Below are 26,114 nucleotides of genomic sequence, written 5' to 3'. Positions count from 1 at the left end.
GGGCGATCGGGTGCAGCTGAGCCGCTGCACTTGACGGCTGCCTGTGATCGCCCTTACAGTCTTTCTACGAGCTAGGACATCCTACATCCGATAAACATCTTTTGAATGGTGAGGCACATGAACAACATCAAGAACCTGCCGCTGGTCAATGACGCCAGCCGCCGGAACTTCCTGAAGCTGGGCGGGGCCATGGGCCTGGCCGCAGCCTTCGCCGGCTCCCTCGCAGCCTGCGGCGGTCCCGCCGCCACCACCACGGGCGCCACCGAAAACACCTCGCCCGTCAACAAGGACCTCACCATCGAGGCCGGCATCTCCTACGCGCTGTCCACCGGGTTCGACCCCATCTCCTCTTCCGGCGCCACCCCGATGGCCGCCAACCTGCACGTGTTCGAAGGCCTCATCGAACTGCACCCCGCCACCCGTGAGCCGTACAACGCCCTGGCCGCCGCGGACCCCAAGAAGGTCAGCGACACCCAGTACCAGGTGGCCATCCGGGACGGTGCCGTCTTCCACGACGGTACGCCGGTCACCGCCGAAGACGTGGTGTTCTCCTTTACCCGCGTGATGGACCCGGCCAACAAGTCGCTGTTCTCGCAGTTCATTCCGTTCATCCAGGAGGTCAAGGCCCTGGACGCCAAGACCGTGGAGTTCACGCTCAAGTACGCGTTCCCCGGCTTCGGGCCCCGCATCTCCGTGGTGAAGGTGGTGCCCAAGGCGCTGACCAACTTCCCGTTCGGTTCCGATCAGCTGAAGTCCTTCGACGCGAAGCCCGTAGGCACCGGACCGTACAAGCTCATCTCCGCCGTCAAGGACGACAAGATCGTCTTCGAAGCCAACCAGGCCTACAACGGCCCGATGCCTGCCCTGGCCAAGGGCATGACCTGGCTGCTGCTCTCCGATGCCGCCGCCCGTGTCACGGCCATGCAGTCCGGCCGCGTCCAGGCCATCGAGGACGTCCCCTACCTGGACATGGAGGGCCTGAAGTCGGCAGCCACCGTTGAATCGGTGCAGTCCTTCGGGCTGCTGTTCATGATGTTCAACTGCAACGCCGCACCCTTCAACAACAAGAAAGTCCGCCAGGCCCTCCACTACGGCCTGGACAAGGACTCCATCATCAAGAAGGCCCTGTTCGGCAACGCCAAGCCAGCCAGCTCCTACTTCCAGGAGGGCCACCCGGACTACGTCAAGGCCAAGAACGTCTACGGCTACGACGCCAAGAAGGCCGAGGACCTCCTCAAGGAAGCCGGCGTCACCAGCCTCGAGTTTGAGCTGCTCACCACGGACACCGCCTGGGTCAAGGACGTGGCACCCCTGATGCTCGAATCCTGGAACAAGATCCCCGGTGTCAAGGTCACGCTCAAGAACCTGCAGTCCGGCGCCCTGTACACGGACCGCGTGGCCAAGGGCGACTACAAGGTTGTTGCCGCGCCGGGCGATCCCTCGGTGTTCGGCAACGACGCGGACCTGCTGCTGAGCTGGTTCTACGCAGGTGACACCTGGATGAAGAACCGCGCCTTCTGGGGGGACACGCCGGAGCGGGCGCAGCTGGTGGACCTCATGTCCAAGGCAGGCCGGGCAACCACGGAAGACGCCAAGAAGCTGACCGGCGAGATCGTGGACCTGGTGTCCGAGGAAGTCCCGCTCTACCCGCTGTTCCACCGCCAGCTTCCCAGCGCCTGGGATTCCAAGAAACTCAGCGGCTTCAAGCCGCTCCCCACCACCGGAGTGTCCTTCGTTGGTGTGGGCCGCACCGCCTAGACCTACCCACCGGAGACTACATTGAGCACCATATTGCGACTGCTGGGCCGACGGCTCGCAGCCCTGCCGCTGATGGTCCTGGGCATCACCCTGCTGGTGTTCCTGGTCCTGCAGGCCGCCCCCGGAGACCAAGCAAGCAGCGCCCTGGGCGAGGGCGCCAGCGAGGAAGCCAAGGAACAGTACCGCCAGGCAAACGGCCTGAACGATCCGCTGCTGCTGCAGTATGTGCGGTTCCTGGGCAAGCTCCTGCAGCTCGACCTCGGCGTCACCACGCCGCCGGCCAAGTCTGTGGCGAGCATGATCGGCTCGGCGTTCCCCCTGACGCTGCAGCTGACCTTCCTGGGCGTCATCATCGCCGTCGTGGTCTCCCTGGTCTTTGGCATCATCGGCGCCCTCTACCGGGACAAATGGCAGGACCAGCTGGTCCGCGTGTTCTCCATCGCCGCGGTGGCAACGCCGTCGTTCTGGCTGGGCATCCTCCTGATCCAGTGGTTCGCCCTGGGGCCGGCAGCGATGTTTCCGTCCGGCGGCATTGCCACCCCGGAGTCCGGATTCGGCGGCTGGCTCAACTCGATGGCGCTGCCCGCCCTGGCCCTCGGCATCCCGGTTTCGGCCTCGCTCATCCGGGTGGTCCGCACCTCCATGGTGGAGGAACTGGACCGGGACTATGTCCGCACGGCCATCGGCAACGGCGTGCCGTACCGCGAGGTGGTCTCCAAGAACGTGCTCCGCAACGCACTTGTCACTCCGGTGACCGTGCTGGGGCTGCGGATCGGCTACCTGCTGGGCGGCGCCGTCGTGATTGAAATGATCTTTGCCCTGCCCGGCATGGGCCAGCTGATCCTCAATGGCATCACCAACCTGGACGTGAACCTGGTGCAGGGTGTGGTGCTGACCATTTCCGTCACTTTCGTCCTGGTGAACATCGCCGTGGACCTGCTTTACCTGCTCATCAACCCCCGAATCAGGACCGTGTGACCCATGCGCAGCAAACTCGCTGAACGTCTGAGCGCCCCCGGGATCCGCCTGCGGGCCCTGCCCTGGGGCTCCCGGCTGGCCCTCGCCTTCCTGGTGGTGATCGCCTTCGCCGCCGTCTTCGCCCCGGTCCTGGCACCGCACGATCCGCTGGAATCCTTCATGCCGGCCACTCCCCCGGGTGCCGAGCATTTCTTCGGCACCGACCGGCTGGGCCGCGACATCTTCTCCCGGCTGCTGTATGGCTCGCAGTCCTCGCTGATGATCGGCCTCGGCGCCGTGGCCCTGGCCGTCCTGGCCGGAGCGTTCCTCGGCTCGCTGGCCGCCACGTCCAGCAAGGCCGTGAACGAACTGATCATGCGCCTGATGGACATCCTGATGGCATTCCCGGGCATCGCCCTGGCCGCAGTGCTGCTGGCAGCGTTCGGCAACACGGTCCCCACGATCATCATCGCGATCGCCATCATCTACACCCCGCAGCTTGCCCGCGTGGTCCGCGCCAACGTGCTCTCCCAGTACGGCGAGGACTACGTCCGTGCCGAGCGAGTGATCGGTGCCGGCCGTTTCTACATCCTGCTCAAGCACATCGTCCGCAACACCGCCGCCCCCGTGCTGGTGTTCGCCACGGTGATGGTGGCCGACGCCATCATCCTCGAGGCCTCGCTGTCCTTCCTGGGCGCCGGCGTCCAGGATCCCGCCCCGTCCTGGGGCAACGTGATCTCCTACGGCCGCAACCTGGTCCTGTCCGGCGGCTGGTGGGCCACCACCTTCGCCGGCCTCATCATCCTGCTCACCGTCCTGGCCTTGAACATCCTTGCCGAGGGCCTCACCGACGCCATGGTCAACCCCCGGCTGCGGCGCGCCCCGGTGGTGAAGGACGACGACGGTGCTGCCGCTTCCGTTGCCGGCGCAGCAGTCGCAGGTTCGGCCGTGGATACCGAGGTGGCCACCTCGGTTGCGCAGCCGTCGATTGTGGAACAGCACGAACTCGACGCCGTCCTGCCGGCTTCCGGAACCACCCCCACCGAAGGCCGGCAGGACACCTCAGCGGTACTCACCGATGTCAGGACCGCCGCCAACCCGCACGCCCTGCTGGACCGTGAGCTGGAACTGCTCGCCGCCGTCGAGGCCACCCGCACGGACCGACTCCCCCAGGTCCCGGCGGACGCCCGGACGGTCCTCGAGGTCAGCAACCTCTCCATCCGGTTCCCCGGCCGGTTTGGCGAGACAGCCATCGTGGACAACGTCTCCTTCACCGTCCGCGAAGGCGAAACCATGGGCCTTGTGGGCGAGTCCGGTTGCGGCAAGTCCATCACGTCGCTGGCCGTCATGGGCCTGCTGCCCAAGACCGCCCGGATTAGCGGTTCCATCCGGTTCGACGGCAAGGAACTGCTGGATCCGGATACCAGCCACAGCAACACCAAGGCCTACCAGGGCCTGCGCGGCGAACAGATCGCCATGGTCTACCAGGACGCCCTCAGCTCGCTGAACCCGTCCATGAAGATCAAGGACCAGATGCTGCAGCTGACCCGCCGCGGCGGCCGGAAGACCCCGGCCGAGCTGCTGGAGATGGTGAAGCTCGATCCGGTCCGCACCCTGGCCAGCTACCCCCACGAATTGTCCGGCGGGCAGCGGCAGCGCGTGCTGATCGCCATGGCCTTGTCCCGTTCACCCAAGATTGTGGTGGCGGATGAGCCCACCACTGCCCTGGACGTCACAGTCCAGAAGCAGGTGGTGGACCTGCTCAACGAACTGCGCGAGCAGCTGGGATTCGCCATGGTGTTCGTCAGCCACGACCTCGCACTGGTGGCCTCCCTGGCGCACCGCATCACGGTCATGTACGCCGGCCAGGTGGTGGAATCCGCCCAGGCCTCCGAGCTGCTGCGGAACCCGAAGCACGAATACACCCGCGGCCTGCTCGGCGCGGTTCTCTCCATCGAGGCCGATGCCGCCCGACTGCACCAGATCCCCGGCACAGTCCCGTCACCCAACGACTTCGCCCCGGGGGACCGGTTCGCGCCGCGTTCCCTGCGCAGCGACGCCGACCCCAACCAGCAGCTGGTCCTCACCGCCGTGGCTTCGGCCAACGGCGGGGATTCGGACCACTACTGGGCCAGCCACCGCAAGGAGGACGCCAAGTGAGCGGCATCCACCGGACAGCCCGTCATTGAGCTCAAGGGCGTCAAGGTCCACCACCGTGCCCGCACCGGGGGCCTCTTCCGCCCCAACGTGGTCAAGGCTGTCAACGGTGTGGACTTCACCATCAGCCGCGGCGAAACCGTGGGCATCGTAGGCGAATCCGGCTGCGGCAAGTCCACCCTCGCCTCCGTGCTGGTGGGACTGCAGGCGCCCACGTCCGGGCAGGTCCTGTTCCACGGCAAGCCCGCCATCAAACGGAACGCCGCCATGCGCAAAGAGTTCGGCCGCTCCGTGTCCGTAGTGTTCCAGGATCCCGCCACCGCGCTGAACCCGCGCATGACCATCCAGGACATCCTCACCGATCCGCTGCAGGTGCATGGCATCGGCAACGCCGCCAGCAGGGCAGCCAAGGTCCGTGAACTGCTCACGCTGGTAGGCCTGCCCGCCTCCGCGGCGGAAGTGACGCCGTCGCAGGTGTCCGGCGGCCAGCGGCAGCGCGTGGCCATCGCCCGGGCCCTGGCGCTGGACCCGGACATCATCGTGGCGGACGAGCCGACGTCGGCCCTGGACGTCTCCGTCCGCGCGCAGGTCCTGAACCTGCTCTCCGACCTCAAGGCGCGGCTGAACCTGGGGATGGTGTTCATCTCCCACGACATCCAGACCGTCCGCTATGTCTCCGACCGCATCTGCGTCATGTACTTCGGCGAGATCGTGGAGGAAGGCCCGGCCGCGCAGGTGTTCGACAACCCAAGCAACGACTACACCAAGAAGCTCCTCGGCGCGGCCCCCAGCCTGCTGCACACCTAGACCACCCATCCCCCTCTTCTACCAACCCAGTTATCGGAGTTTTCCCGTGTCTTCCCAGTTCTCCGGCGTCATCCCGCCCGTCGTCACCCCCCGCCACGCAGACGGCAGCATCGACACCGCGTCCCTGCACAACCTCACCAACCACTTGCTCGACGGCGGCGTGTCCGGGCTGTTCGTCCTCGGTTCCTCCGCCGAGGTGCCCTACATGACCAACGCCGAGCGCGACCTGGTGGTCAGCACCATCGCCGAAGCCAACGCCGCAGCCGGCGCCAAGGCGGTTCCGCTCATCGTCGGCGCCAACGAGCAGACCACCAACCGGGTGATCGAGGAGGCCAAGCGCGTGATCGACCTCGGTGCGGACGCCATCGTGGTCACCTCCATGTACTACGCCATCGGCAACGCCGAGGAGACCGAGACCCACTTCCGCAGCATCCACGCCGCCGTCAGCAAGCCGATCTTCGCCTACGATGTGCCCGTCCGCACCCACTTCAAGCTCCCCACTGACCTGCTGGTCCGGCTGGGCCGCGAAGGTGTCATCGCCGGCGTCAAGGACTCCTCCGGGGACGACGTCTCCTTCCGCCAGCTCCTCCTCGCCGCACGGGACATCGACAACTTCGATATCTTCACCGGCCACGAAGTAGTGGTGGACGGCGCCCTCCTGGGCGGCGCCCAGGGCGTGGTCCCGGGCCTGGGCAACGTGGACCCGCGCGGCTACCGGAACCTCGTGGACGCCGCAGCCGCAGGCGACTGGGCCAAGGCTGCCGCCGAGCAGGACCGCCTGGCCGACCTCTTCGAGATCGTCTACACCCCCAACGGCCGGGTTTCCGGCGGCGCGGCGGGACTGGGCGCGTTCAAGACCGCGCTGCAGGTCATGGGAGTCATCGAATCCAACACCATGAGCGCACCCATGCCGGCGCTGAACGAGGACGAAACCAAGGCCATCCGCGGCATCCTCGAACGCAACGGCCTGGTCTAGTCTGCCGTGGCTGGGTCGCGGCTGGGGGCCATTTTGCCGTCCCTTAGACACCTCCCGGCGCACCGCTACGGTCGCTGGGCGACCTACGCGATGCTCTGGTCGGCGATGCGGGACTACGCAAAACAGCTCCCAACCGCTGGGCGGGCACGTCGCCTTCGCCGGCCGTGGGGCGGGCACGTCGCCTTCGCCGGCCGTGGGGTCAGCTGTTGATTGATGCCCTGTGAGGGAGAAGTGATGATGTACGCGATCGGTGTTGACCTTGGGGGTACTAAGACGGCTGCCGGGGTTGTTTCCGGGGGTGGGGAGGTCTTGTTTTCGGAGACCATCCCCACGCTGAGCCGTGACGGTTCCGCCGCGATCCTCGACGCTACTGCGGCGCTGGTTTCTTCCCTCATATCGCGGGCTCAAGCAGAGAGCCTCGATGTGGTGGGGGTCGGCCTCGGTTCGGCCGGGGTCATTGATGCCGCGCGCGGCGTGGTGGTGTCCGCGACGGACGCCATCACCGGCTGGGCCGGGACGGCACTCACCGCAGGCCTGGCCGCACGGCTGGGCCTGCCGGCGTCGTCTGTCCTTGCCGTGAACGACGTGCACGCGCACGCCCTCGGCGAAGCCTGGACAGGCGCCGCCGCGGGGACCTCCAGCTCGCTGCTGGTGGCGTTCGGCACCGGCGTGGGCGGGAGCTTCGTCCTGGACGGCAAGCCCGTGCTGGGGCACCGCTACGCCGGCGGGCACGTGGGCCACTTTGCGTCCCCATACGCGTGCTTCGACAGCGCCCCGCTCCCCTGCGTCTGCGGCGGTTCCGGGCATGTCGAAGCCATCGCGTCCGGGCCTGCCATCCGTGAGGCCTACGTCCGGCTCGGCGGCTCATCCCCAGCTGCGGACACCCGCGCCGTCTTCGGCCTGGCCGCGGCAGGTGATTCTGTTGCCGCCAGCGCAATCGGGACGGCAGCAGCCGCCGCCGGGCAGGCCGTGGGCGGCCTGGCGAACATTCTTGACCCCGAGGTGGTGCTGGTGTCCGGCGGGCTGGCCGACGCGGGCGAGCGCTGGTGGCAGCCGATGGAGGCCGCCTTGCGCGCAGAACTGTTGCCTGCCCTGAGCGGCATTCCGGTGCGACCCGCCGCGCTGGGAAATACGGCCGCCGTTGTTGGCGCCGCCCGCCTTGTTCTTGACCCTGCCGTTTCCGGCCCTGCCGATTTCGCTACCGCCCAGACGTCCCGAAGGAACTGACCATGCTCCTGCCCCCCGATGCCCTTGAAGCCCTGCGAGGGCACCTGATCGTGTCCTGCCAGGCGTACCCGGGCGAGCCGATGCGCGATCCCCGGACCACCGCCCAGGTGGCGGCATCTGCCGTGATTGGCGGGGCGGGCGCCGTGCGCGTGCAAGGCCTGACGGATGTCCAGCACACCCGCGCGGCCGTGGAAGTCCCGGTGATCGGGCTGTGGAAGGACGGGCACAGCGGCGTCTTCATCACCCCCACGCTCCGGCACGCGTTGGCGGTGGCGAACGCGGGATCCCATGTGGTGGCCATCGACGGCACCCGCCGTGAACGTCCGGACGGGCTTTCCCTGGGCCAGACGGTGGCGGGGATCCATGCGGAATCGCATGCGCTGGTGATGGCCGACTGCGGGTCGTTCGCGGATGCCGCCGCCGCCGTGGACGCCGGCGCGGACCTGATCGGCACCACACTGTCCGGGTACAGCGGCGAACGCCCCAAGACCTCCGGCCCGGACCTGGAGCTGCTGGCGGAGATTGCGGCTGCCGGTTTTGACGTCCCGCTCATTGCCGAGGGCCGCATCCACACGCCTGCCCAGGCCCGCCAGGCGCTCGACGCCGGGGCCTTCGCCGTGGTGGTGGGCACGGCCATCACGCACCCGGCCACCATCACTGGCTGGTTCTCGGACGCCCTGAAGTGACCCGTTCCTGCCTGCTGACGGGCACCCTCCTGACGGACGGCGCCACGGTGGTGGACGCCGCCGTCGCTGTGGTCGACGGACTAATTGCCTACGCCGGGCCGCGGGCGGGCCTGGACGTTGCGTCCCTTCCCGCGTTGGCTCAGATGAAGCTCCCGCCGGGGAGCATTCTTCTTCCCGGCCTCATCGACCTGCACTGCCACGGCGCCGCCGGCGGCGACTTCCCCGGTGGTGACCCCGGGGCCGCCCGGACTGCGGTGGATTTCCTCCACCGCAGCGGGACCACCACGCCGCTGGCCAGCCTGGTGACCGCACCGCGGGAGGATCTGCTGCGAAGCATCGGGACGCTTCGGGACCTCGCGGACGACGGCCTGATTGCGGGCATCCACGCCGAGGGGCCGTTCCTGTCCCAGGCCCGGTGCGGCGCCCAGGATCCGCGGTTCCTCCGGGATCCTGATCTGCACTTCCTTGGCGAACTGCTGGAGGCGGCCAGCGGCCACCTCCGCACCATGACCTACGCCCCGGAACTGCCGGGTGCAGCGGAGCTGGTGCGGGAGCTTGCCATGCGCGGCGTGGCCCCTTCCTTGGGCCACACGGACGCAGATACACGCACGACGGCGGATTCGCTCACCGATGCGGCGGACCTGCTGGCCGCTTTTGGTCCTGACAATGCCCGTCCCACAGTGACGCACCTCTTCAACGGCATGCCGCCGCTGCACCACCGCAGCCCCGGCCCGGTGGCCGCATGCCTGCAACTGGCCTCCGCCGGGCGGGTTGCCGTGGAACTGGTGGCCGACGGGGTGCACCTGGACCCGGAGACGGTGCGGATGGTCTTTGGCCTGGTGGGTGCCGCGAATGTTGCCCTGGTGACCGATTCGATGGCGGCCACGGGGCTGCCCGACGGTGAGTATGACCTTGGCCCCGCGGGAGTGGTTGTCCGGGATGGCGAGGCTCGCCTGCGCAGCAACGGCGCCCTGGCCGGCGGCACGGCCACACTGCTGGACGTGGTGCGCCGGACTGTCGAGGCAGGAGTGGACCCCGCCGATGCCGTCCTGTCCGCCACTGCGGTTCCTGCGCGGATTCTTGGCCTCATCGGCGAGGTGGGGAGCCTTCGCACCGGGCTGCGCGCCGACGTCGTGGTGGTTGATCCGGACTTCCGGCGTGTCCTGGTGATTCGCGGCGGAGAGGTCCTGGCGTAGTCCGGGAGTCCCTTACAGCGGCGGCAGAACAGCTGTGGTTCCCCCGAATTCGAGCGTGACCTCCTGGGGGAGACGTCCACGACACTGGGGTTGTGATGACGCAGGTGTGTGGGGCCAGGCCGTCTGTGCAGGCCTGCGCGGACCCCATGACTATGCTGCGTGTTTGGATGGAGGATGACCGCCATAAGCGTTGTAAGGGCAGAAGATCTGCCACTCACCGAAATCCTTGGGCTATACCGTGCGGTGGAATGGTTCGCCTACGCCAAGGACCCTGACAAGCTTGTGCGAGCGCTGGAGGGGTCTTCCACCATTGTGGCCGCTCACGATGGCCAGACACTGGTTGGGTTAGCGCGGGTAATTTCCGATGGTGCGTCAATTTGCTACCTTCAGGACATTCTTGTCCTGCCGTCGCACCATAGAAGGGGTATAGGACGAGCCCTCGCTGAACGGGCACTCGAACAGTACCCGCATGTTCGCCAGAAGGTCCTCATCACCGACGACGAGCCGACCCAGAAGGCGTTCTACGAGGCGCTCGGCTACACCCAGGCCGACGAATATCCAGGCGGATCGGTAAGAGCTTTCATCAGGTTCGACTGATTGCCGTTACTCCTTCTTCTCCCGTCGGGCCAGCATTATTTCGTTGGCAGCATACGGCAGAAGGGCAACAAGTGGAATCGCTACGCCTTGCCAGAATGGGACCAGCGACAACACCAGCGGCATGAAGGATGCGACAAATATTAGCGGGTGGACATATCGATACAATTTCATGATCAGTTCCATCATGCTGACAGTTATCTCCGGTTCACTCAACCCTGTGACTTGATACCAAAATCACCATGGGTAAGTTATCCCTATGCCACGAGCCGCGAAGGCCCCGAAACCCGTTCCTTCATCCTGTTTCCCGAAAGTAGAGCTGCTGGGTGCTTGAGATCCGACCGAATTGCGAATGTTGCGGCGTCGACATTGCTCCCTCCGCCGAGGCGTACATTTGTACATTTGAGTGCACGTGGTGTCCGGATTGCGTTGAACGGTTCCCGAATCGTTCTTGCCCAAACTGCGGAGGAGACCTTCAGCGACGCCCCATCCGGCCCGCTGATGCTCTAATCAATAATCCAGCCAGCACTAAAAGGGTTGTATCTCCCCGTTGCCTCTAAAAGGTCACCGGGCTCTAGATCTTTCGAGACGGATCAGAAAGCTGAGTCAATGGCTTACACCCTGAGTCAGATGGAACAAGCACTCCGCGATTCATGGGGAGCCGACACCACCTGTCTGGACACCAAAAGCCTTATGAGATGGCACCAGGGCAATCCAGCGCACGGTCAGTGCGGGCCCACAGCCCTCCTGGTGCAGGACCTTCTCGGCGGCGAGCTCCTGATAGCAGAGGTCACCGGCGGAGATAAGGAAGAGGAGGTTCACTATTGGAACCGCTTCGTTGGCGGCATCGAGATTGACCTCACCCGGGAGCAGTTCGGCCCCCACCGCATCATTGGTGATCCCCGGGTTGTTGTACGGCCGCCAGAAGGGCCCCGTGCCTACGCAACGGAATATGCGCGGCTGAAGGCAAGGGTTCTGTCGGCGCTCAAGTAAGGGTCTGCCCGGCGTTCCGAACCCACCTGCCCGCACCCGGTTACGCTGTCCTTCATGTCTCGAATTCTGATCACCGGCATGTCAGGGGCGGGAAAGACAACTGTGCTGCATGAGTTGTCCCGGCGGGGCTACCGAACGGTCGACACCGATTACGACGGTTGGGTGCTTCCTGACGGAACATGGGACGAACCACGGGTCTCAGCGCTCCTCGCGTCCAGTTCATCCCTCATCGTCTCGGGAACGGTTGAGAATCAAGGTCGCTTCTATGGCCGCTTCTCCGCCGTCGTTCTGCTCAGTGCACCGGTGGAGGTTCTAATCCAGCGGGTCTCAGCCCGTACGAACAATTCCTACGGCCACTCCGAAGCTGACCAGTCCGCGATCCGGCAATACGTACTCGACGTCGAACCGCTGCTTCGGGGCGGCGCAACCCTCGAGCTCGATGCCCGGAGGCCAGTCTCGGACCTGGCTGACGATGTCGAACGCCTCGTGGCTGCCGAGGGCCCAGCCTGACCAACCGGACGCTCAAGCAGCTTCGGCGAGGCGAGGGATTGGCACTAGGGTTGACGTTCAGTCGAAAAACAGGGTTAAGGACCACCGGGGGAACCATGCAGCAGCCATCGGCCAGTGATGTCGGATTTCGGGAAGTTGACCAGGACGGGAGTACCCAGGGCCTTAGGTCCACGGCAGAACCGATGCCCCTCCGGCAGTATCCACGTTGGTCCGTGAACCCGTTCATTGCAATGCTGTGGCTGTTGGCCACGGCATTGCTTACCGGCGGAATCTGGGCCATGGCGACCATGATGTTCACCACCGGGCCCATGGGAGGGCCTCCCACCCTTTCATTCGTCATGATGACCTTCGCGCCGCAAGGGCTCCTGGTTGGAACGGTATTGGTCCTTTGCCTGCTTTTCTGGCACGCGTGGCAGTGGCAGCGGCGCCGCATGTGATGACTGCACTATCGCAGGCTGTTCAGCCCGCGTGATGGCCAGACGGCCACGAAAGCCTCCGCAGTCATGGGACCGTCGCGCGATGCCCTGCAGTGCGAAGGAGCGGTTGAGTGGGCTGCTGAACGCCAGCTAAGGGCTGGATCAGCAGGTTCCGGTGCAGTGTCACCCATCCGTCGCGTTCAAGCGGAAGGTGATCGAACTGGTCGGGGACAAAAACTACGGTCCTGTCGTCCGGATCCTGCACTTCCACCAGGATGTCCCGGCCGTCACCGAGGCTGTTGCACGCTTCCCAGTAGTTGTATTCGTCGTCATATGGGTATTTCGCCACCAGGCACACGACTTCAGGCAGCGGGCCCGGTGCGGCGTAATAGTTCGTCGACTCGTACGCGGCCAAGAACCGCGACTCGCCGATCTTCGCTTCCCCTGCTTCGTCCTGGATCGCAGGGACGGCATCCTGCTTCGTCAACTGCCGTTCCAGCACCTCAACCGTTCCGGGAATCGACAGGAAGAACCGCACGTACAGAAGCCCGAGGGCCAAGCACGTGCCCACACCGGCCACGGCGGCGAACGTGATCATCAGTTTCCAGAACGCCGTCAACGGAACTGGCGGTGGCTGCCCGGTCATTGCCGTCCCCTGAAGAGGTTGTCACTGATCTTCGTCCACCCAGCGGCCTGCAGCTCATTGGTGTCGTACTGGTCGGGGACGAGGGTCAGCTCGCGTCCTGCCTGGTCGCTCATCGTGACGATCGGGTCGTGGGCGGAGACCATGCCGGCGCACCCGGCAATAGGAAGCCCCGGCGCATTCCCTGCTTCAATCAGCAGGCAGATGATTTCCTCGCCATTCGCATCCCTGGTGGCGACAAAGACTTTGGATCCTGACCTCGTCCCCAAGTACCGGGCCGACTCCGTATGAATCCCGCCGTACAGGGAGTAATTCGCGGTAACCACATCTTCGGCCGTGGCCGTCCTCTCCAGGACTTTCAGGGTGGGCCGGGATTCCCACGGCCCGTACTGGAAAACAGCCAGGCCGACGGCTGCGACGGCGAGCCCCAGCCCAAGCCACCGGGCATTCCTGAACCGGCGGACGGCAAACGCCAGCACCATGGCAGCGGCCAAAAATGCGGCGAAGATCAGGTAGTCAATAATGTTCAAGCGCTGCCCCCTCAGGCTGATTGATCTCCCTGCACGCTACACGCTGCCGGCAGGCCGGCCTTCACCGGTCCCCTGAGCCGTCCGATATCGTCCTTTTAGGAGATTCATCGTGATGGGGGTAATTGTGCGGGAACTTGTCTACTACGTGGCGGCATCGGTTGACGGCTACATCGCGGCGCCGGACGGGTCATTCGACGCCTTCCCTGTTGAGGGCGACCACATGCAGGTGCTCTTCACAGAGTTCGCCGACGCGTTGCCCACCCATGTCCTCGCAGCACTGGGCATCGAAGCGCCCAAGAACCGTTTCGATACCGTCATCCAGGGCTGGAACAGCTACAACGTCGGCCTCGCCGTGAGCATCGACAGCCCCTACGCCCACCTGCACGAGTACGTCGCCACCCGCACCAGGACCAGTTCCAACCCGGCAGTCACGTTCACGGACGACGCCGTGGCCACCGTCCGGAACCTCAAACAGGAGGCGGGGCTGGACATTTACCTCTGCGGCGGCGGCGCGCTGGCCGGGGCGTTGCTCCCCGAGATCGACAGGATCATCCTCAAACGCAACCCGGTTGTCCTCGGGGCAGGCATCCCGCTGTTCGGGAACACCGCCTTTGAGCCGGCGGGCTTCCAGCCCGTCACGTCGCGGACCTTCAGGTCCGGAGTGGTGATCGAGGAGTACGAACGCACCCCGCTGGGTGCCGCTGACGCGTCCTGAGTTAGACGCCGACGGCGGCACCGGCCACCCGCACGGTGACCTCGCCGAATCCGGGGGCCAGCTTGGCCGCGGCTGCTTCGTCCGCCACGACGGTGACGTGCGCGTGGCGCTGCAGGATTGACGCCGGGCAGTCGGCTGACACGGGCCCCTGCAGCGCTGCCGCAAGGATCTCTGCCTTGTCCGCCCCGCTGACCACCAGCAGCAGGTGCCGGGCTTCCATGATGGTGCCCAGCCCTTGGGTGATGCACTGTGTGGGGACATCGTCCAGTGACGCAAAGTACCGGGCATTGGCCTGCCTGGTGCGTTCGGTGAGCACCTCCACCCGCGTCCGCGAGTCGAGGGCTGAACCCGGCTCGTTGAAGGCAATGTGTCCGTTGTGGCCGATGCCCAGGATCTGCACGTCAATGCCACCGGCGCGGGCAATGGCCGCGTCGTAATCCGCCGCCGCCTGCCGCGGGTCCGGGGCTCCGCCGTCGGGCACAGCAACCTTTGCCGCATCAAGGCCCAGCCGCACGGTGACCTCACGGCGGATGACTTCGGCGTAGCTTTCGGGGTGCCCGGCCGGCAGGCCAACATACTCATCGAGGGCGAACCCGCGGACGGCGCCCATCTCCACGGAATGTTCCGCGAGGGCCTTGTAGATGGGCAGCGGCGAGCTGCCGGTTGCAAGCCCCAGGACGGCGTCGGGCTTGCTGCGGACCACGGCCGCCAGGATGCCGGCGGCGACGGAACCGGTGGCGGAGGCGGTTGGCACTACGAAAATTTCCACGGCAAAGGCACTCTCTACGGGAATCTGGCACGAAACATCGGAACGGAACGGGGCATGGGACAGCCACGGAAGGGGTGCCCCCAACTGCGGTGGAGGGCTGGCGAGGAATCCGGCGGAACCGGGAGCTAGGCTGCGGCGACGTCCTTGAGCTTGAGGCGGATGCCATCGAAGTGCCGCTGGAGCCGCTCGGAGGCCAAGGCCTTGTCGCGGGCCTCCACGGCTTCGTAGATCTCCCAGTGGATCCGGGCCTGTTCTTCCAGGTTGACCGGCCCGGAGCCCAGGGCTTCGTGGATCTGCCGGTAGACCTGCCAGAAGACATCCATGAGGTTGATCAGCAGCTCATTGTTCAGGGGCGCGTAGAGCCGGCGGTGGAACTCGGCGTCGTGCTCCACCAGGGACTCCCCCTTGGCGGCGGCGTCCTCCATGGCCTGCATGGTGGACCGCAGGTCGGCGAGGTGTTCGTCCGTCAGGAGATCGATGGCGGACCCCACCAGTCCGGACTCCAGTGCCTGCCGCACGTCGATAAGCTCCATGGCTTCTTCGCCCTTGTGGCGCAGCGACAGCCGGCCGCGGAACGTCAGCCCGGAGACCAGCGCACTGAAGTTGTTGGGCGCCACGAACATGCCGAAGCCGTGGCGGATTTCGATGACGCCGAGGGCCTGCAGGACCTTCAGGGACTCGCGCACAGTGTTGCGGCCAACCCCCAACTCGGCGGAGAGTTCACTCTCAGTGGGCAGCGCATCGCCCACGTCCAGCCCGCGCTCGAGGATGAGTTCCATGATGCGGGTCTGCAGCGCCTGGGAACGGATTTGGGCGCTGAACCTGGCTGACGATACCGCCGCGGGTGTTGCTGTCACGTCATCTCCTTCGGCCACACTCCGTGGCGGCCTTCATCTCGAATCAGTGTACAGGACATGGGACGTCCTTTGTCTTGCGGCGTCACCTTTTCTTCGGGGAACGCTATCCGCCCACGTGGTGGATCGTAAAGGCGGTCAGGAAGCCCACGGAGGCAGTGAGCCCTGTCAGGTTGTGGTGCTCCTCGAAGGCCTCCGGAATCATGGTGTCCGCCAACATGGCCAGGATCCCGCCAGCGGCCACGGAGGTTATGAACGCCACCAACTCATCCGGCGCGTTTTCCAGCAGCGTGTATCCCATGAGTGCTGCCAGGCCGCTGAGGACCGCAATCCCGCCCCACAGTCCGAAGACGTACCCCGCACTCCTGCCGGCCTTCTTCATTCCGGCCGTTCCGGACAGCCCTTCGGGAACGTTGGAGATGAAGACGGCAGCCATCATGGCCGGGCTCACGGCCCCGCCGGCAAGCATTGTCACACCCAGCACCACGGACTCGGGCACCCCGTCCAGCAGCGCCCCGACGGCGATGGCCGTCCCACTGCCCGGATCGTCCTTTTCGGAGGGCTGCTGTCCGCCGGACCTCTTGCGGTGCTTGGCGCCCGCCCGGGCCAGCAGCATATTCGCGCCCACGTACACCACGGAGCCGGCCAGGAAGCCTGCCACCGTGGGCCAGAGCCCGCCGCCCTGCACGGCCTCGTCCACGAGTTCGAACGCCAGGGCGGAGATCAGCACGCCCGCACCGAAGGACATGATTGAGGACACTAGCTTGGACGGCAGCGACCACCGCCAGGACAGTGCGGCGCCCAGGACCAGGGCGGCACCGGCGATGGTGCCCCACATCAGGGCCTGCAGCCATACGGGCATGTTTCCCACTTTCCGGCTCCTCCAGCGGAAGCCACGTCCAACAATGCGTACCCCCGGGAGCAGTTCCTAAGCAACAGCTCCTATGCAAACATGCGCGCCGCAGGCACCACCCCCACGCAGAATTGATGGGATCTTGACCCAAACCTTACTGACCCCTGCAGTTGCGGGTCCACGCTGGACGAAGAAAGGCAAACCAGCTTATGGGGAGCAGGAAGTCATGGGAAACGAAACAGCATATGACAAGGACGTCATCGCAGTGGGAGGGGTCCTCACGGACCAGCACCCGCTCGACTTCCACACCTTGGGGCTGGCCGGCTGCATTGACAGGCTGACCGGCCCGCTCCGCCAGCGCGGGACCGCGGTCCGCTGGGATACTCCGCACTGGGGGATCGAGATCCCGGCGGACTGCGCTTCCCTGCTGTACCAGTCGGCACGCGAAGTGATCAGCAACGCCTACAAGTACTCGGACGCATCCGAACTCAGCGTTCAGCTTGCCGTGGTGGACCACAGGATCCGGATGAAAGTGGCCGACGACGGCACAGGCTTTGATTGCAGCCGCGCCAACCGCGGGCGCCACCACGGCTACGGTCTCCGCCTCATGGCGGTTGCGGTCGAGGAAGCGGGCGGCTCCGTGGACATCGATTCCCGCCCCGGCCACGGCACGTCGGTGACGGTCACCCTGCCGCTGGACTGAAGAAGCCCGGCAACACCAGCCCGGCCCCGCATAAGGGCCGCAGAAGACTCGAATGCCCGCCGTCGCTGGGACGGCGGGCATTCGTACATCCAACAAGGCGTCCCATCGGACGCTTCGGCAGCAGCCGTGGAACTGCGGGGAGCTAGCGGGACAGTTTGTCCGCGTCCGGCTCCAGGTCGCCGATATGGCCGGGGGCGTTGGCGGCCAGCACCCGGGCAACAAAGGCGCTGTACTCCTCGATGTAGTGGCGCAGGAACTTGGCGGTGCCCTCATCCCTGAGCTCGCCGTCGTCGTCGAAGGCATCCGGCTTGTACTGGATGTAAGCCTCCGGCGCGTTCAGCTGTGGCGCGTCCAGGAAGCTGAGCACGCTGCGCATGGAGGACTGCATCACCGCCGTGCCGATGCTGCCCGGCGAGGCGCCGATGATGCCGGTGGGCTTGCGGGCGAAGGAGTTGGTCCCCCAAGGGCGGGAACCCCAGTCGATGGCATTTTTCAGGGCACCCGGGATGGACCGGTTGTATTCGGGCGAGACAAACAGGATGCCGTCGGACGATTCGATGGCTTCCTTCAGGGCGCGGCCCTCGGCGGGGAAGTCGGCGTCGTAGTCGTAGCTGTAGAGCGGGAGATCCCGGATGGGGATCTCCGAAAACTGCAGATCTTCAGGGGCCAGCTTGATCAGTGCGTTGGCGAGGACCCTGTTGATGGAGCCGGTTGCCAGGCTCCCTACGAAGTAGCCGATCTTGAACGGTGCCATGAGTGTTCCTTCCGGTGGCCGGCCCGGGCCGGCCACGTGCTGTCCTGGATTGCCTTTCCTGGGAAAACTGCCGTCCCTGGACAGGACCAGCGGCGGCGGTGGTGCTCAGTGCACCCCCAGTCCAGCACAGAAGGCCGGACCCGGCCAGAGGTTCCCACGCGCCATTGACACGCAGCAGGCAAGGGCGCTCAATGATCAGTACCGCCGCCACCGAGCCGCGGCACCAGCAAAGGAGCAGGCAGCGATGACCGAAAATCCAATGCGAGACGAGCGGGTCCACCCGGAGTCTCCGGCGGAGGGCGATCCGGAGGCGGATCCCTCGGACGACGTCAGGGCCCATTCCCAGGACCCCGCGGAGGGGCCGGACGTTCCGGACGAGCCGCACGCGACATCCTGATCGCGGGGCTGAAAGTCTCCGCAATTTCCGGCCACCCCCTTGCCACCCCGCACCCCGCGCAGTAGGTTTGAAACCATTCAAGAAAGCGCTTTCCCTTGCAGTGGGCGGGGGTGGTTCTGCGCGCCACAAACCAGCGGGAACGGACAACATGACGGACAGCACCCTCATCAGGTGGATCGACGGCGAAGCACCGGCAGGGACCAGCAACGGAACCACTTGGGGGATGCCCTTCCCCCGCGGCACCGTCCACGGATCGGACGCGTTGACAGTAACGGACGCCGGCGGTGCGGGCGTTGCCAGCCAGGCATGGCCCCTGGCCACCTGGCCCGATGGTTCGCTGAAGTGGGCCGGGATCGCGCTTCCGGCAACGGATTCGCCGTCGGCCAGCTACCAGGTGAGGCACGACGCCGGCGCCGCACCTTTGAAAGGCGACGCACCGCCGGCGGGTGCTCACGACGCCCAGGGCGTTCCGGAAGCCCTGGGCGTCGCCCGGGTCAGTGTCACCGAAAGCCCGGACGCCCTCACCGTGGACACCGGCGTGCTCCAGATGCAGATCAGCCGCAGCGGCTCTACGCTCTTCACCAGCCTCGCCCGCGACGGCCGGACCGTGGCACGCGATGCGCGCCTGGTGAGCCTCCTGCAGGACGGGATCCCGGAAGAGGCAGGCACCGCCGGCCGCCAGCAGTTCACTGGCGAGGTCACCGCCGTCGTGCTTGAACAGGACGGGCCTGTCCGCGCCGTGGTCCGGCTGGAAGGCCACCACCGCCAGGACAACACCCGCAGCGAGGGACGCTGCTGGCTGCCGTTCGTGGTCCGTTTCTACTTCTATGCCAACGCCCGCAGCGTGCGGATGGTGCACTCCTTTATCTGGGACGGGAACGCGGACCGGGACTTCCTGGCCGGCCTGGGCGTCCGCTTCACCGTGCCGCTGGAAACCGAGCTGCACAACCGGCACATCCGGATTGCAGGGGCCGACGGCGGCTTCCTCACCGAAGCTGTCCGCGGGCTTACCGGCCTGCGCCGGGATCCGGGTGCTGACGTGCGCGCCGCCCAGGTTGCCGGACGTGCCACCCCATCAACGGACACCTGGAACCCTGACGTCTCCGAACGCCTGCACCTGATCCCGTCGTGGGGCGACTACACGCTGACCCAGCTCAGCGCGGACGGCTTCGAATTGCGTAAACGGACAGCACCGGGCCACGGCTGGGTGGGCATCTCCGGCGGGACACGATCGGCCGGCTTCTGCTCGCTGAGCGATACTCGCGGCGGGCTGGGCATTGGCATCAAGGACTTCTGGCAGTCCCACCCCGGCCAGCTGGACATCCGCGGCGCCGCGGGAACAGATGCCACCGTGACAGCCTGGCTCTACTCCCCCGAGGCCCAGCCCATGGACCTGCGGTTCTACCACGACGGCCTGGGTCAGGACACATTCGAGGAACAGCTCGAAGGCCTGGAAATCACGTACGAGGACTATGAACCGGGCTTCGGGAACCCCACCGGGATTGCCCGCACCCATGAGTTGACTTTGTTCGCCTACAACGCCACTCCGTCCGCCGAAAGCCTCGCCGCCGACGCCGCTGCGGCATCCTCACCAGCCCTGCTCCAGGCCACTCCGGAGTACCTGCACTCGGTGGGCGTGTTCGGCGACTGGGACCCGGTGGACCGGGGCACCCCCGCGCGGGCACGGCTCGAGGACCATCTCGACTTCCTGTTCGATTTCTACGCCGGCCAGGTGGAACAGCGGCGCTGGTACGGGTTCTGGAACTTCGGCGACGTGATGCACACCTACGATTTCGACCGGCACGTGTGGCGGTACGACGTGGGCGGCTACGCCTGGGACAATTCGGAACTCTCCCCCGACCTCTGGCTCTGGTACTCCTACCTGCGCTCCGGCCGGGCGGACATCTTCCGCTTCGCCGAGGCCATGACCCGGCACACCGGCGAGGTGGACGTCTATCACCTGGGCCCATGGAAGGGCCTGGGGTCCCGGCACAACGTGCAGCACTGGGGCTGCAGCGCCAAGCAGCTGCGCATCAGCACGCCTGCCTACCGCCGTTTCTACTACTACCTCACGGCGGACGAGCGCACCGGCGACCTTCTGACCGAGCTGGTGGACAGCGACCAGAACTTCCTGGGCCTGGACCCGGTCCGCAAGGTCCGCCCGGACGCCGACACCTACCGGCCCAACCGCGGAGCCCTGGGCGTGGGGCTGGGCACGGACTGGGGCTCACTCGCCGCCACCTGGCTCACCGACTGGGAGCGCACCGGCAACCCCCGCTCCCGCGACCGGCTGCTGGGAACCATGGCGGATATTGGCGCCCTGAAGTACGGCTTCCTCACCGGCGAAGCGCTGTACAACCTGGACAAGGGCCGCTTCGATACCGGCCGGGAGATGATCTCCGTGTCCCACCTCAGTGCCGTGTTCGGGCTGGTGGAGATCTGCAGCGAGCTGGTGGACCTGGTGGATGATCCGGAGTTCGAGCGGGCCTGGCTGCAGTACTGCCGGCTGTTCCTGGGCACCAAGGAAGAGCAGGTGGCGGAGGTGAGTGAACCGCTGGCCGGCATCTACCTCACCCAGGCGCACAGCCGCTTGAGCGCTTATGCGGCAGCGCGTTTGCAGGATCGTGACCTGGCAGCCCGCGCCTGGGAGAGCTTCAGCGAGGGCGGGGAGCACCTGAACCACGAATCTGCGTTCACGCTGCGGACCATCGAGCCGCCGCAGGTGCTGCTGCCGGTGGACGAAGCACCGACGGTTTCCACCAACGACACCGCGCAGTTTGGCCTGGCCGTCATCCAGAACCTGGCGCTGATCGGCCAGCACCTGCGCTGATACCCGCTCCCTCGAACTAACCCGCGACGGCGGCGCCCGGCCCGTTCATCCAAGACCGTGCACCGCCGTCGGCCGCTTCTCCTCACGCTGCCCTCCAAGGCCCGCAAAATAACGCCCGCATAACGGCCTTTTCGTGTCGCCAGATGTTACCCAGTCGAGGCCCGGCGCGTGTTTACACCGCCTTTCAGGGCGCCATAGGGTGCTTCACCTAAACAAGGTTCAGGAGGACCTTGGGAAGGGAAACGAGCACCATGAAAAGCAAATTTGCCGCCGTGCTCCTGGCTGCCGCGAGCTTGGCTGCGGCCTTGCTGGTGGGCAGCCCGGTGGCGGCCAACGCAGCGGACAAGCCGCTGATCGGCCTTACCTTCGACGACGGCCCGTCAGTCCAGCGCACGGCCTTCGTCCTCGACGTCCTCAAGCAGAAGGGGGTTAAGGCCACCTTCTTCCTCCAGGGCAACCACGCACAGCAGTACCCCGACCTCGTCCGCCGGATCAAGGCCGAGGGACACGTGATCGGCAACCACTCGTGGGATCACGCCAATTTCCCGGAACTGAGCCAGACCAGGCAGCGGCAGGAAGTTGACCGCACCAACTCCGCCATCACTGCCATCACCGGCGTAACGCCCAGGCTGATGCGCTTTCCGTTCGGCAACAGCACGTCCTACTCACTGAACTACATCAGGAGCATCGGGATGAGCGGCGGCATCCAGTGGCGCTGGCATATCGGCCAGCCCGGCGACTTCGAATGCCCCGGTGCAGCCGGCGTACAGAAGTACGTCCTCGATGAAGCTGCACCCGGCGCGATCATCCTGCTCCACGACGGCAACGATGTCCTGTCCTGCCCCGCGTCGCAGTGGTCCTACCTGGCCCGGTCCATCGACGCTCTGCGGGCACGGGGTTACGACTTTGGCGTCGTGGCACCTTCCGCGACCGCCAACCCGCTGAACGAGGGGTCGTACGGGGTGGTGGTGGCACCCTGACCGAAGCCGCCGCCTGACCCCTGTGCCTCCGTCGGCCGCTTCTCCTCACGCCGCCCATCCCAAAATCAGGGGGTGGATTCCTGCGTCTCCGGAAGGTAACTTGGTAAGCATGCTGATGATTTCTGCAGATCCATCGGCTTCCGGTAACAGAGCAAAGGAGACGTTATGAGCACGAAGGTGGAAAAGCGCATTCTGGTGAACGTTCCGGTGAGCACGGCCTACAACCAGTGGACCCAGTTCGAGGAGTTCCCGCACTTCATGGGCGGAGTCAAGAGCGTCACCCAACTCAGTGACGACCGGCTGGAATGGGTGGCCGAGATCGGCGGCATCCGCCGGCAGTGGGAGGCCAGGATCCTGGAGCAGGTGCCGGACCGCAAGGTTTCCTGGGCCGCCACGGAGGGCGCAACCAACGCTGGAGCGGTCGAATTCGAGGACGTGGGCGGCGGCCAGACCTCCCTGCGGCTGACCCTCGAGTACGAGCCGGAAGGCGTTGTGGAGAAGATCGGCGACAAGCTCAACGTTATTGAACGCCAGGCAGAGTCCGACCTCCAGAAGTTCAAGGAGTTCATCGAGGACGAGGGTTACGCCAGCGGCGCCTGGCGAGGCAGCGTCAACCCCGGCGTATCGACGGGTACGCCCGGGGTTGAGCACGCTGGGGCCTCCCGCGGTGATGCCGGCAAGGCAGGCGTCTCAGGCAAGGTGGCGGCCGGCGTCGGCGTGGCCGCAGTGGCCGGCGCCGCAGCGGCAATGGCTGCCAGCGGTAACAAGGACACCACCGTGGGTGCCGACGAAACGGTCACCCCCGTGGCTCCCGGCGAACCCGTCACGGTCACGCCGATCCCGACCGACACGACCACCGACACCGCCGGCAGCGGCGCAGGCGTTACTGGCAGTGGGGCCGGGGTCACGGGCAGCGGGGCAGGAGTGACAGGCAGCGGCACCACGGCAACAGGCACGACGGCGGCAGCCGGCGCCACCGGCCCGGTCACCGACGGATCGGTCGCCGACCTCGGCGATGACAGGATCGGCCACCCGTTCGACCAGACCAACGGCCTGGTGGACACCACGGGCGAATCCGACGAAACGCGCGAAGGTGAAGAATTCAGCGCTGGCGAACGCCGCGAGGATGAGCGCCGCCCGGACGGTGGCCTGCCCCCGGTCGGCGGGAACCTCGGCCAGCACTGACGGACGCCGCGTCCGGCCACCGGCCCGCCCAAGGCGGGTGCCGGCGTCGCACGTTGCATTCCTCAACAAAGCACCGCCCGCCTCTCCCCGAGGCGGGCGGTGCTTTGTTGACCAGCGGCGTTTACTACTTCGTCTTGCCTGCGTAGAAGACGGACGGCGCTGCCGGCGTCTCCATGCCCTCGCCGATGAAGAAGCTCGGGTGCGGCGGCTGGTTGTAGCCCACGGTCTCGCGTGCCACGCCGGTCCGGTACATCGGATCGTGCATCAGCGTGCGGAGCCGGACTTCGGTGGGCGAGGTGCTGGTGTAGATCCGCAGCTCGGTGCTGTCGGTGGACGGGAAGACCAGCTCCTCGCGCCAGTCGCCCAGCAGGTCGGCCTGGAGCGACGGGTTGCCCTTGGTGTGGTTGTTGGTGCGGGCGCCAGTGGCGGTCAGCAACCGGTCGCTGGTTTCGGTCTCCCAGTTCCACTTGGAGATAGTGGGTACGCCCATGCCTGCTTCGGCGTCGAACTCATGGTCCACGATTTCACGCAACAGGTCGCCGTCCCACCAGGCCATGAAGTTGGCGGCCGGAATCTTGTCCGAGATCCGCTCGCCCTTGGCGGACATCAGGAAGCCGACGGGCGAGTTCCAGGCAGCGTCCCCGCCCACGGCCCAGCTTTCAGCGCCGGGGAACCGGGGGTCGATGTCGCCCGTGGCGCCGCGGCCGGTGTCCTTGATGGCGGGGATGCTCCACAGCACTTCGCCCGTGGCGGCATCGCGGAAGGTGGCGCCGCGGTTGCCGCTCTGGCTCATGCTCTCGTGCACCGCGAACGTTTCCAGGCCGGGCCGGGACGGGTCCAGGTCGCCGGTGTGGATGGCATCGCCGTGGCCCAGCTTGGTGTTGTACAGGGGCTTGCCGTCGTCGTCGATGGTCATGGAGCCGAAGACGAACTCGTCCTTGCCGTCCTGGTCCACGTCCGCCACGGAAAGGTTGTGGTTGCCTTGGCCCTTGTATTCGGCGCCGGCGATGTCCGAGTCGAAGGTCCAGCGCTTCACCAGCTTGCCGTCCACCAGGTCATAAGTGACCAGGACGGTGCGGGTGTAGTAGCCGCGGCTGAACATCAGGGACGGCTTTTCGCCGTCGAGGTAGGCGACGCCGGCCAGGAACCGGTCCACGCGGTTACCGTAGCCATCGCCCCAGGCTGCGACGTTGCCGCGCGGCGGGTCGTAGGGAACGGTGTCCATGATGGTGCCCGTTGCCCCGTTGAAGACCGTGAGGAATTCCGGGCCGGACAGGACGTAGCCGGCGCTGTTGCGGTAGTCCACCGCGGCGTCGCCGATGACGGTTCCGGCGGCGTCCGTGGTGCCGTCTGCTGTCTTGAACGACACCTCGGCCTTGCCGTCGCCGTTCGAAGTCGTAGGCCAGCATCTGGGTGTAGTGCGCGCCGGCGCGGATGTTCTTGCCCAGGTCAATCCGCCAGAGCTTGGTGCCGTCCATCTTGTAGGCATCGACGTAGACGTTGCCCGTGAAGCCGGACTTGGAGTTGTCCTGGGCGTTGGACGGGTTCCAGAGCTGGATGATCTCGTAAGCGCCGTCGCCGTCCAGGTCCGCCACCGTGGAGTCGTTGGCGCTGTAGGTGTAGGGCTTTCCGTCCTTGCTGACGCCGTCCGCCGGCTTATCCAGCTTGATGGCCAGGTAGTTCTGCGCCAGCGGGGTGAACTCGGCGCTGAGCTTGTCCTGCCCGTTGCCGTTGCCCACGGTCTTGATGACGTACTTGGACTGGGCCGTTCCGTCGGGGTCAACGAAGGTGGTGGTGTCCCGGATGGGCTCCTTCGTGATCTGCTTGCCGTCACGCAGCACCTGGAAGCCCACACTGTCCTTGTCCAGGCCGAGCATTCGCCAGCCCAAGGTGACGCCCTGGTCCGTCAGCACGGCCACGGGGGCCCGGTCCAGGTTTTCCACCTGGCGCTTGAGGGCCTGCTTTGCCGCCTGGCCCGGCGCCGAGGACTGGCCTTGCGCGGTGGGCTGGCCCTGCGCGGTGGCCTCATCGGCCTGGGCCAGCGGAACTCCCGTGAAGGCGAGCGCCGCGGCGGTGAGGGAGGCCGCTGCTGCCGCCAGGGGTGCTGCTTTCCGGGCCCTGCCGGCCCGGGATGTGGGGGAACACTGCGAGTGGTAAACCAAAAGAACATCTCCTTTGATGCGGCGGCAGCTGAGTCTGCCGCTCAACAGTTTGGAACGTTTCAACCACGCGGAAGCGCACCGCTTCGTAGAGGTGGGCTAGGGGTCCGCGTCGGATGGAAAACGCTTTCTGCCCTTCTGGTTTATCAACGAATGACAAAGCTGGTCAAGGGTTTGACCGTTAATGGTTGGGAGAAATTGTTCCGTTACGTTCTTTCTTCCATGGTGACGGGCGCTCAGTTTGCAGCGACTTTCCCAAACGCGCGCTCCCTTCCCGGGACGAAATGCCGAACGCCCGCTCACGTTTGGCGCCTTACACGGAAACGCCCGCTCACCACGTAGCTCCGAAAGGAGGAAGGTGAGCGGGCGTCTCCGCAAAATTTGCAAGAGGTGTTTGGGCGTCCCGGGAACCTGCGCCGCACGTGGATGCGCTCATCGACGCTTTGGACTACTCGCCTGACCGCG

At 66.1% G+C, this 26,114-nt stretch carries 26 protein-coding genes and 1 pseudogene; 19 read left to right on the top strand and 8 right to left on the bottom strand.

Going from position 1 to position 26,114, the window contains the following annotated elements; genetic code table 11:
* Positions 1 to 117: 117 nt before the first annotated feature.
* The 9 genes from OVA06_RS01535 (at position 118) to OVA06_RS01495 (ending at position 10,361) form a co-directional block, all read left to right on the top strand.
* The gene (locus OVA06_RS01535; RefSeq protein WP_442793507.1) at positions 118 to 1,758 is read left to right on the top strand and encodes an ABC transporter substrate-binding protein; all 1,641 of its coding nucleotides are present in this window, start codon (positions 118 to 120) and stop codon (positions 1,756 to 1,758) included.
* Positions 1,759 to 1,779: 21 nt separating this feature from the next.
* Positions 1,780 to 2,736, top strand: a complete 957-nt coding sequence (locus OVA06_RS01530; RefSeq protein ID WP_015938539.1) for an ABC transporter permease — start codon at positions 1,780 to 1,782, stop codon at positions 2,734 to 2,736.
* Positions 2,737 to 2,739: 3 nt separating this feature from the next.
* Positions 2,740 to 4,875 (top strand): dipeptide/oligopeptide/nickel ABC transporter permease/ATP-binding protein, encoded by a 2,136-nt coding sequence (locus OVA06_RS01525; protein ID WP_268155805.1) that lies wholly within the window; start codon positions 2,740 to 2,742, stop codon positions 4,873 to 4,875.
* A 24-nt stretch (positions 4,876 to 4,899) separates the two neighbouring features.
* Positions 4,900 to 5,679, top strand: a complete 780-nt coding sequence (locus tag OVA06_RS01520; RefSeq protein WP_268160573.1) for an ATP-binding cassette domain-containing protein — start codon at positions 4,900 to 4,902, stop codon at positions 5,677 to 5,679.
* Positions 5,680 to 5,725: 46 nt separating this feature from the next.
* The gene (locus OVA06_RS01515; RefSeq protein WP_268155804.1) at positions 5,726 to 6,655 is read left to right on the top strand and encodes a dihydrodipicolinate synthase family protein; all 930 of its coding nucleotides are present in this window, start codon (positions 5,726 to 5,728) and stop codon (positions 6,653 to 6,655) included.
* A gap of 234 nt (positions 6,656 to 6,889) precedes the next feature.
* The gene (locus OVA06_RS01510) at positions 6,890 to 7,882 is read left to right on the top strand and encodes an ROK family protein (RefSeq protein ID WP_268155803.1); all 993 of its coding nucleotides are present in this window, start codon (positions 6,890 to 6,892) and stop codon (positions 7,880 to 7,882) included.
* Positions 7,883 to 7,884: 2 nt separating this feature from the next.
* Positions 7,885 to 8,568: an N-acetylmannosamine-6-phosphate 2-epimerase gene (locus OVA06_RS01505; RefSeq protein WP_268155801.1), complete on the top strand. Its 684-nt coding sequence runs from the start codon at positions 7,885 to 7,887 to the stop codon at positions 8,566 to 8,568.
* Positions 8,565 to 9,764, top strand: a complete 1,200-nt coding sequence (nagA, locus tag OVA06_RS01500) for an N-acetylglucosamine-6-phosphate deacetylase (RefSeq protein ID WP_261620576.1) — start codon at positions 8,565 to 8,567, stop codon at positions 9,762 to 9,764. The genes OVA06_RS01505 and nagA overlap by 4 nt, the downstream gene beginning before the upstream one ends.
* Before the next feature lie 174 nt (positions 9,765 to 9,938).
* Entirely contained in the window at positions 9,939 to 10,361 is a 423-nt protein-coding gene (locus OVA06_RS01495) for a GNAT family N-acetyltransferase (protein ID WP_268155797.1), read from the top strand.
* Positions 10,362 to 10,367: 6 nt separating this feature from the next.
* Here the strand turns inward: OVA06_RS01495 and OVA06_RS01490 are convergent, their stop codons facing one another.
* Complete coding sequence (locus OVA06_RS01490) at positions 10,368 to 10,547, bottom strand: hypothetical protein (protein WP_261620578.1); 180 nt, start codon at positions 10,545 to 10,547, stop codon at positions 10,368 to 10,370.
* A gap of 137 nt (positions 10,548 to 10,684) precedes the next feature.
* Between OVA06_RS01490 and OVA06_RS01485 the strand changes: the two genes are divergently transcribed.
* From OVA06_RS01485 to OVA06_RS01470, 4 genes are all read left to right on the top strand, one after another.
* Positions 10,685 to 10,918 carry a DUF1272 domain-containing protein gene (locus tag OVA06_RS01485; RefSeq protein WP_268155795.1) on the top strand — a complete coding sequence of 78 codons (234 nt, stop codon included), beginning with the start codon at positions 10,685 to 10,687 and terminating at the stop codon, positions 10,916 to 10,918.
* Between the two features lie 49 nt (positions 10,919 to 10,967).
* Complete coding sequence (locus OVA06_RS01480) at positions 10,968 to 11,351, top strand: YunG family protein (RefSeq protein ID WP_442793506.1); 384 nt, start codon at positions 10,968 to 10,970, stop codon at positions 11,349 to 11,351.
* Positions 11,352 to 11,405: 54 nt separating this feature from the next.
* Positions 11,406 to 11,861 (top strand): AAA family ATPase, encoded by a 456-nt coding sequence (locus tag OVA06_RS01475; protein ID WP_268155791.1) that lies wholly within the window; start codon positions 11,406 to 11,408, stop codon positions 11,859 to 11,861.
* A gap of 212 nt (positions 11,862 to 12,073) precedes the next feature.
* Complete coding sequence (locus OVA06_RS01470) at positions 12,074 to 12,298, top strand: hypothetical protein (RefSeq protein WP_261620582.1); 225 nt, start codon at positions 12,074 to 12,076, stop codon at positions 12,296 to 12,298.
* A 64-nt stretch (positions 12,299 to 12,362) separates the two neighbouring features.
* On the opposite strand, the gene OVA06_RS01465 is transcribed toward OVA06_RS01470, so the two are convergent.
* The gene (locus OVA06_RS01465) at positions 12,363 to 12,923 is read right to left on the bottom strand and encodes a hypothetical protein (RefSeq protein WP_268155789.1); all 561 of its coding nucleotides are present in this window, start codon (positions 12,921 to 12,923) and stop codon (positions 12,363 to 12,365) included.
* Positions 12,920 to 13,450: a hypothetical protein gene (locus OVA06_RS01460; protein ID WP_268155787.1), complete on the bottom strand. Its 531-nt coding sequence runs from the start codon at positions 13,448 to 13,450 to the stop codon at positions 12,920 to 12,922. Before OVA06_RS01460 ends, OVA06_RS01465 begins: the two co-directional genes overlap by 4 nt.
* Before the next feature lie 112 nt (positions 13,451 to 13,562).
* Here OVA06_RS01460 and OVA06_RS01455 point away from each other — a divergent pair, with 112 nt between their 5' ends.
* Positions 13,563 to 14,165, top strand: a complete 603-nt coding sequence (locus tag OVA06_RS01455; protein ID WP_268160571.1) for a dihydrofolate reductase family protein — start codon at positions 13,563 to 13,565, stop codon at positions 14,163 to 14,165.
* A gap of 1 nt (position 14,166) precedes the next feature.
* On the opposite strand, the gene OVA06_RS01450 is transcribed toward OVA06_RS01455, so the two are convergent.
* The 3 genes from OVA06_RS01450 to OVA06_RS01440 all read right to left on the bottom strand — a co-directional run bounded on the left by OVA06_RS01450 (position 14,167) and on the right by OVA06_RS01440 (position 16,650).
* Positions 14,167 to 14,934: a glucosamine-6-phosphate deaminase gene (locus tag OVA06_RS01450; RefSeq protein ID WP_261620585.1), complete on the bottom strand. Its 768-nt coding sequence runs from the start codon at positions 14,932 to 14,934 to the stop codon at positions 14,167 to 14,169.
* Between the two features lie 125 nt (positions 14,935 to 15,059).
* Positions 15,060 to 15,791, bottom strand: coding sequence for a FadR/GntR family transcriptional regulator (locus OVA06_RS01445; RefSeq protein ID WP_015938557.1), 732 nt, complete (start codon positions 15,789 to 15,791; stop codon positions 15,060 to 15,062).
* 103 nt (positions 15,792 to 15,894) lie between these two features.
* Positions 15,895 to 16,650, bottom strand: coding sequence for a ZIP family metal transporter (locus OVA06_RS01440; RefSeq protein WP_261620599.1), 756 nt, complete (start codon positions 16,648 to 16,650; stop codon positions 15,895 to 15,897).
* Positions 16,651 to 16,867: 217 nt separating this feature from the next.
* On the opposite strand from OVA06_RS01440, the gene OVA06_RS01435 reads away from it, so the two are divergent.
* Positions 16,868 to 17,344, top strand: a complete 477-nt coding sequence (locus OVA06_RS01435) for a sensor histidine kinase (protein WP_015938559.1) — start codon at positions 16,868 to 16,870, stop codon at positions 17,342 to 17,344.
* Between the two features lie 142 nt (positions 17,345 to 17,486).
* Here OVA06_RS01435 and OVA06_RS01430 read toward each other — a convergent pair whose 3' ends face one another.
* Complete coding sequence (locus OVA06_RS01430) at positions 17,487 to 18,098, bottom strand: NADPH-dependent FMN reductase (protein WP_091723336.1); 612 nt, start codon at positions 18,096 to 18,098, stop codon at positions 17,487 to 17,489.
* 244 nt (positions 18,099 to 18,342) lie between these two features.
* On the opposite strand from OVA06_RS01430, the gene OVA06_RS01425 reads away from it, so the two are divergent.
* The 4 genes from OVA06_RS01425 to OVA06_RS01410 all read left to right on the top strand — a co-directional run bounded on the left by OVA06_RS01425 (position 18,343) and on the right by OVA06_RS01410 (position 23,490).
* The gene (locus OVA06_RS01425) at positions 18,343 to 18,495 is read left to right on the top strand and encodes a hypothetical protein (RefSeq protein ID WP_200937801.1); all 153 of its coding nucleotides are present in this window, start codon (positions 18,343 to 18,345) and stop codon (positions 18,493 to 18,495) included.
* 148 nt (positions 18,496 to 18,643) lie between these two features.
* A complete protein-coding gene (locus OVA06_RS01420) occupies positions 18,644 to 21,325 on the top strand; it encodes an exo-rhamnogalacturonan lyase family protein (RefSeq protein ID WP_268155781.1) in 2,682 nt (893 codons plus the stop codon).
* Positions 21,326 to 21,576: 251 nt separating this feature from the next.
* Positions 21,577 to 22,305 carry a polysaccharide deacetylase family protein gene (locus OVA06_RS01415; protein ID WP_056080794.1) on the top strand — a complete coding sequence of 243 codons (729 nt, stop codon included), beginning with the start codon at positions 21,577 to 21,579 and terminating at the stop codon, positions 22,303 to 22,305.
* 165 nt (positions 22,306 to 22,470) lie between these two features.
* Complete coding sequence (locus OVA06_RS01410) at positions 22,471 to 23,490, top strand: SRPBCC family protein (RefSeq protein ID WP_268155777.1); 1,020 nt, start codon at positions 22,471 to 22,473, stop codon at positions 23,488 to 23,490.
* Positions 23,491 to 23,614: 124 nt separating this feature from the next.
* On the opposite strand, the pseudogene OVA06_RS01405 reads toward OVA06_RS01410, so the two are convergent.
* A pseudogene (locus OVA06_RS01405) lies at positions 23,615 to 25,652 on the bottom strand (rhamnogalacturonan lyase).
* Positions 25,653 to 26,114: the final 462 nt, after the last annotated feature.

Source organism: Pseudarthrobacter sp. SL88, assembly GCF_026672455.1.
GTDB lineage: Bacteria > Actinomycetota > Actinomycetes > Actinomycetales > Micrococcaceae > Arthrobacter.
This window is presented reverse-complemented; position numbering and strand designations above follow the sequence as displayed.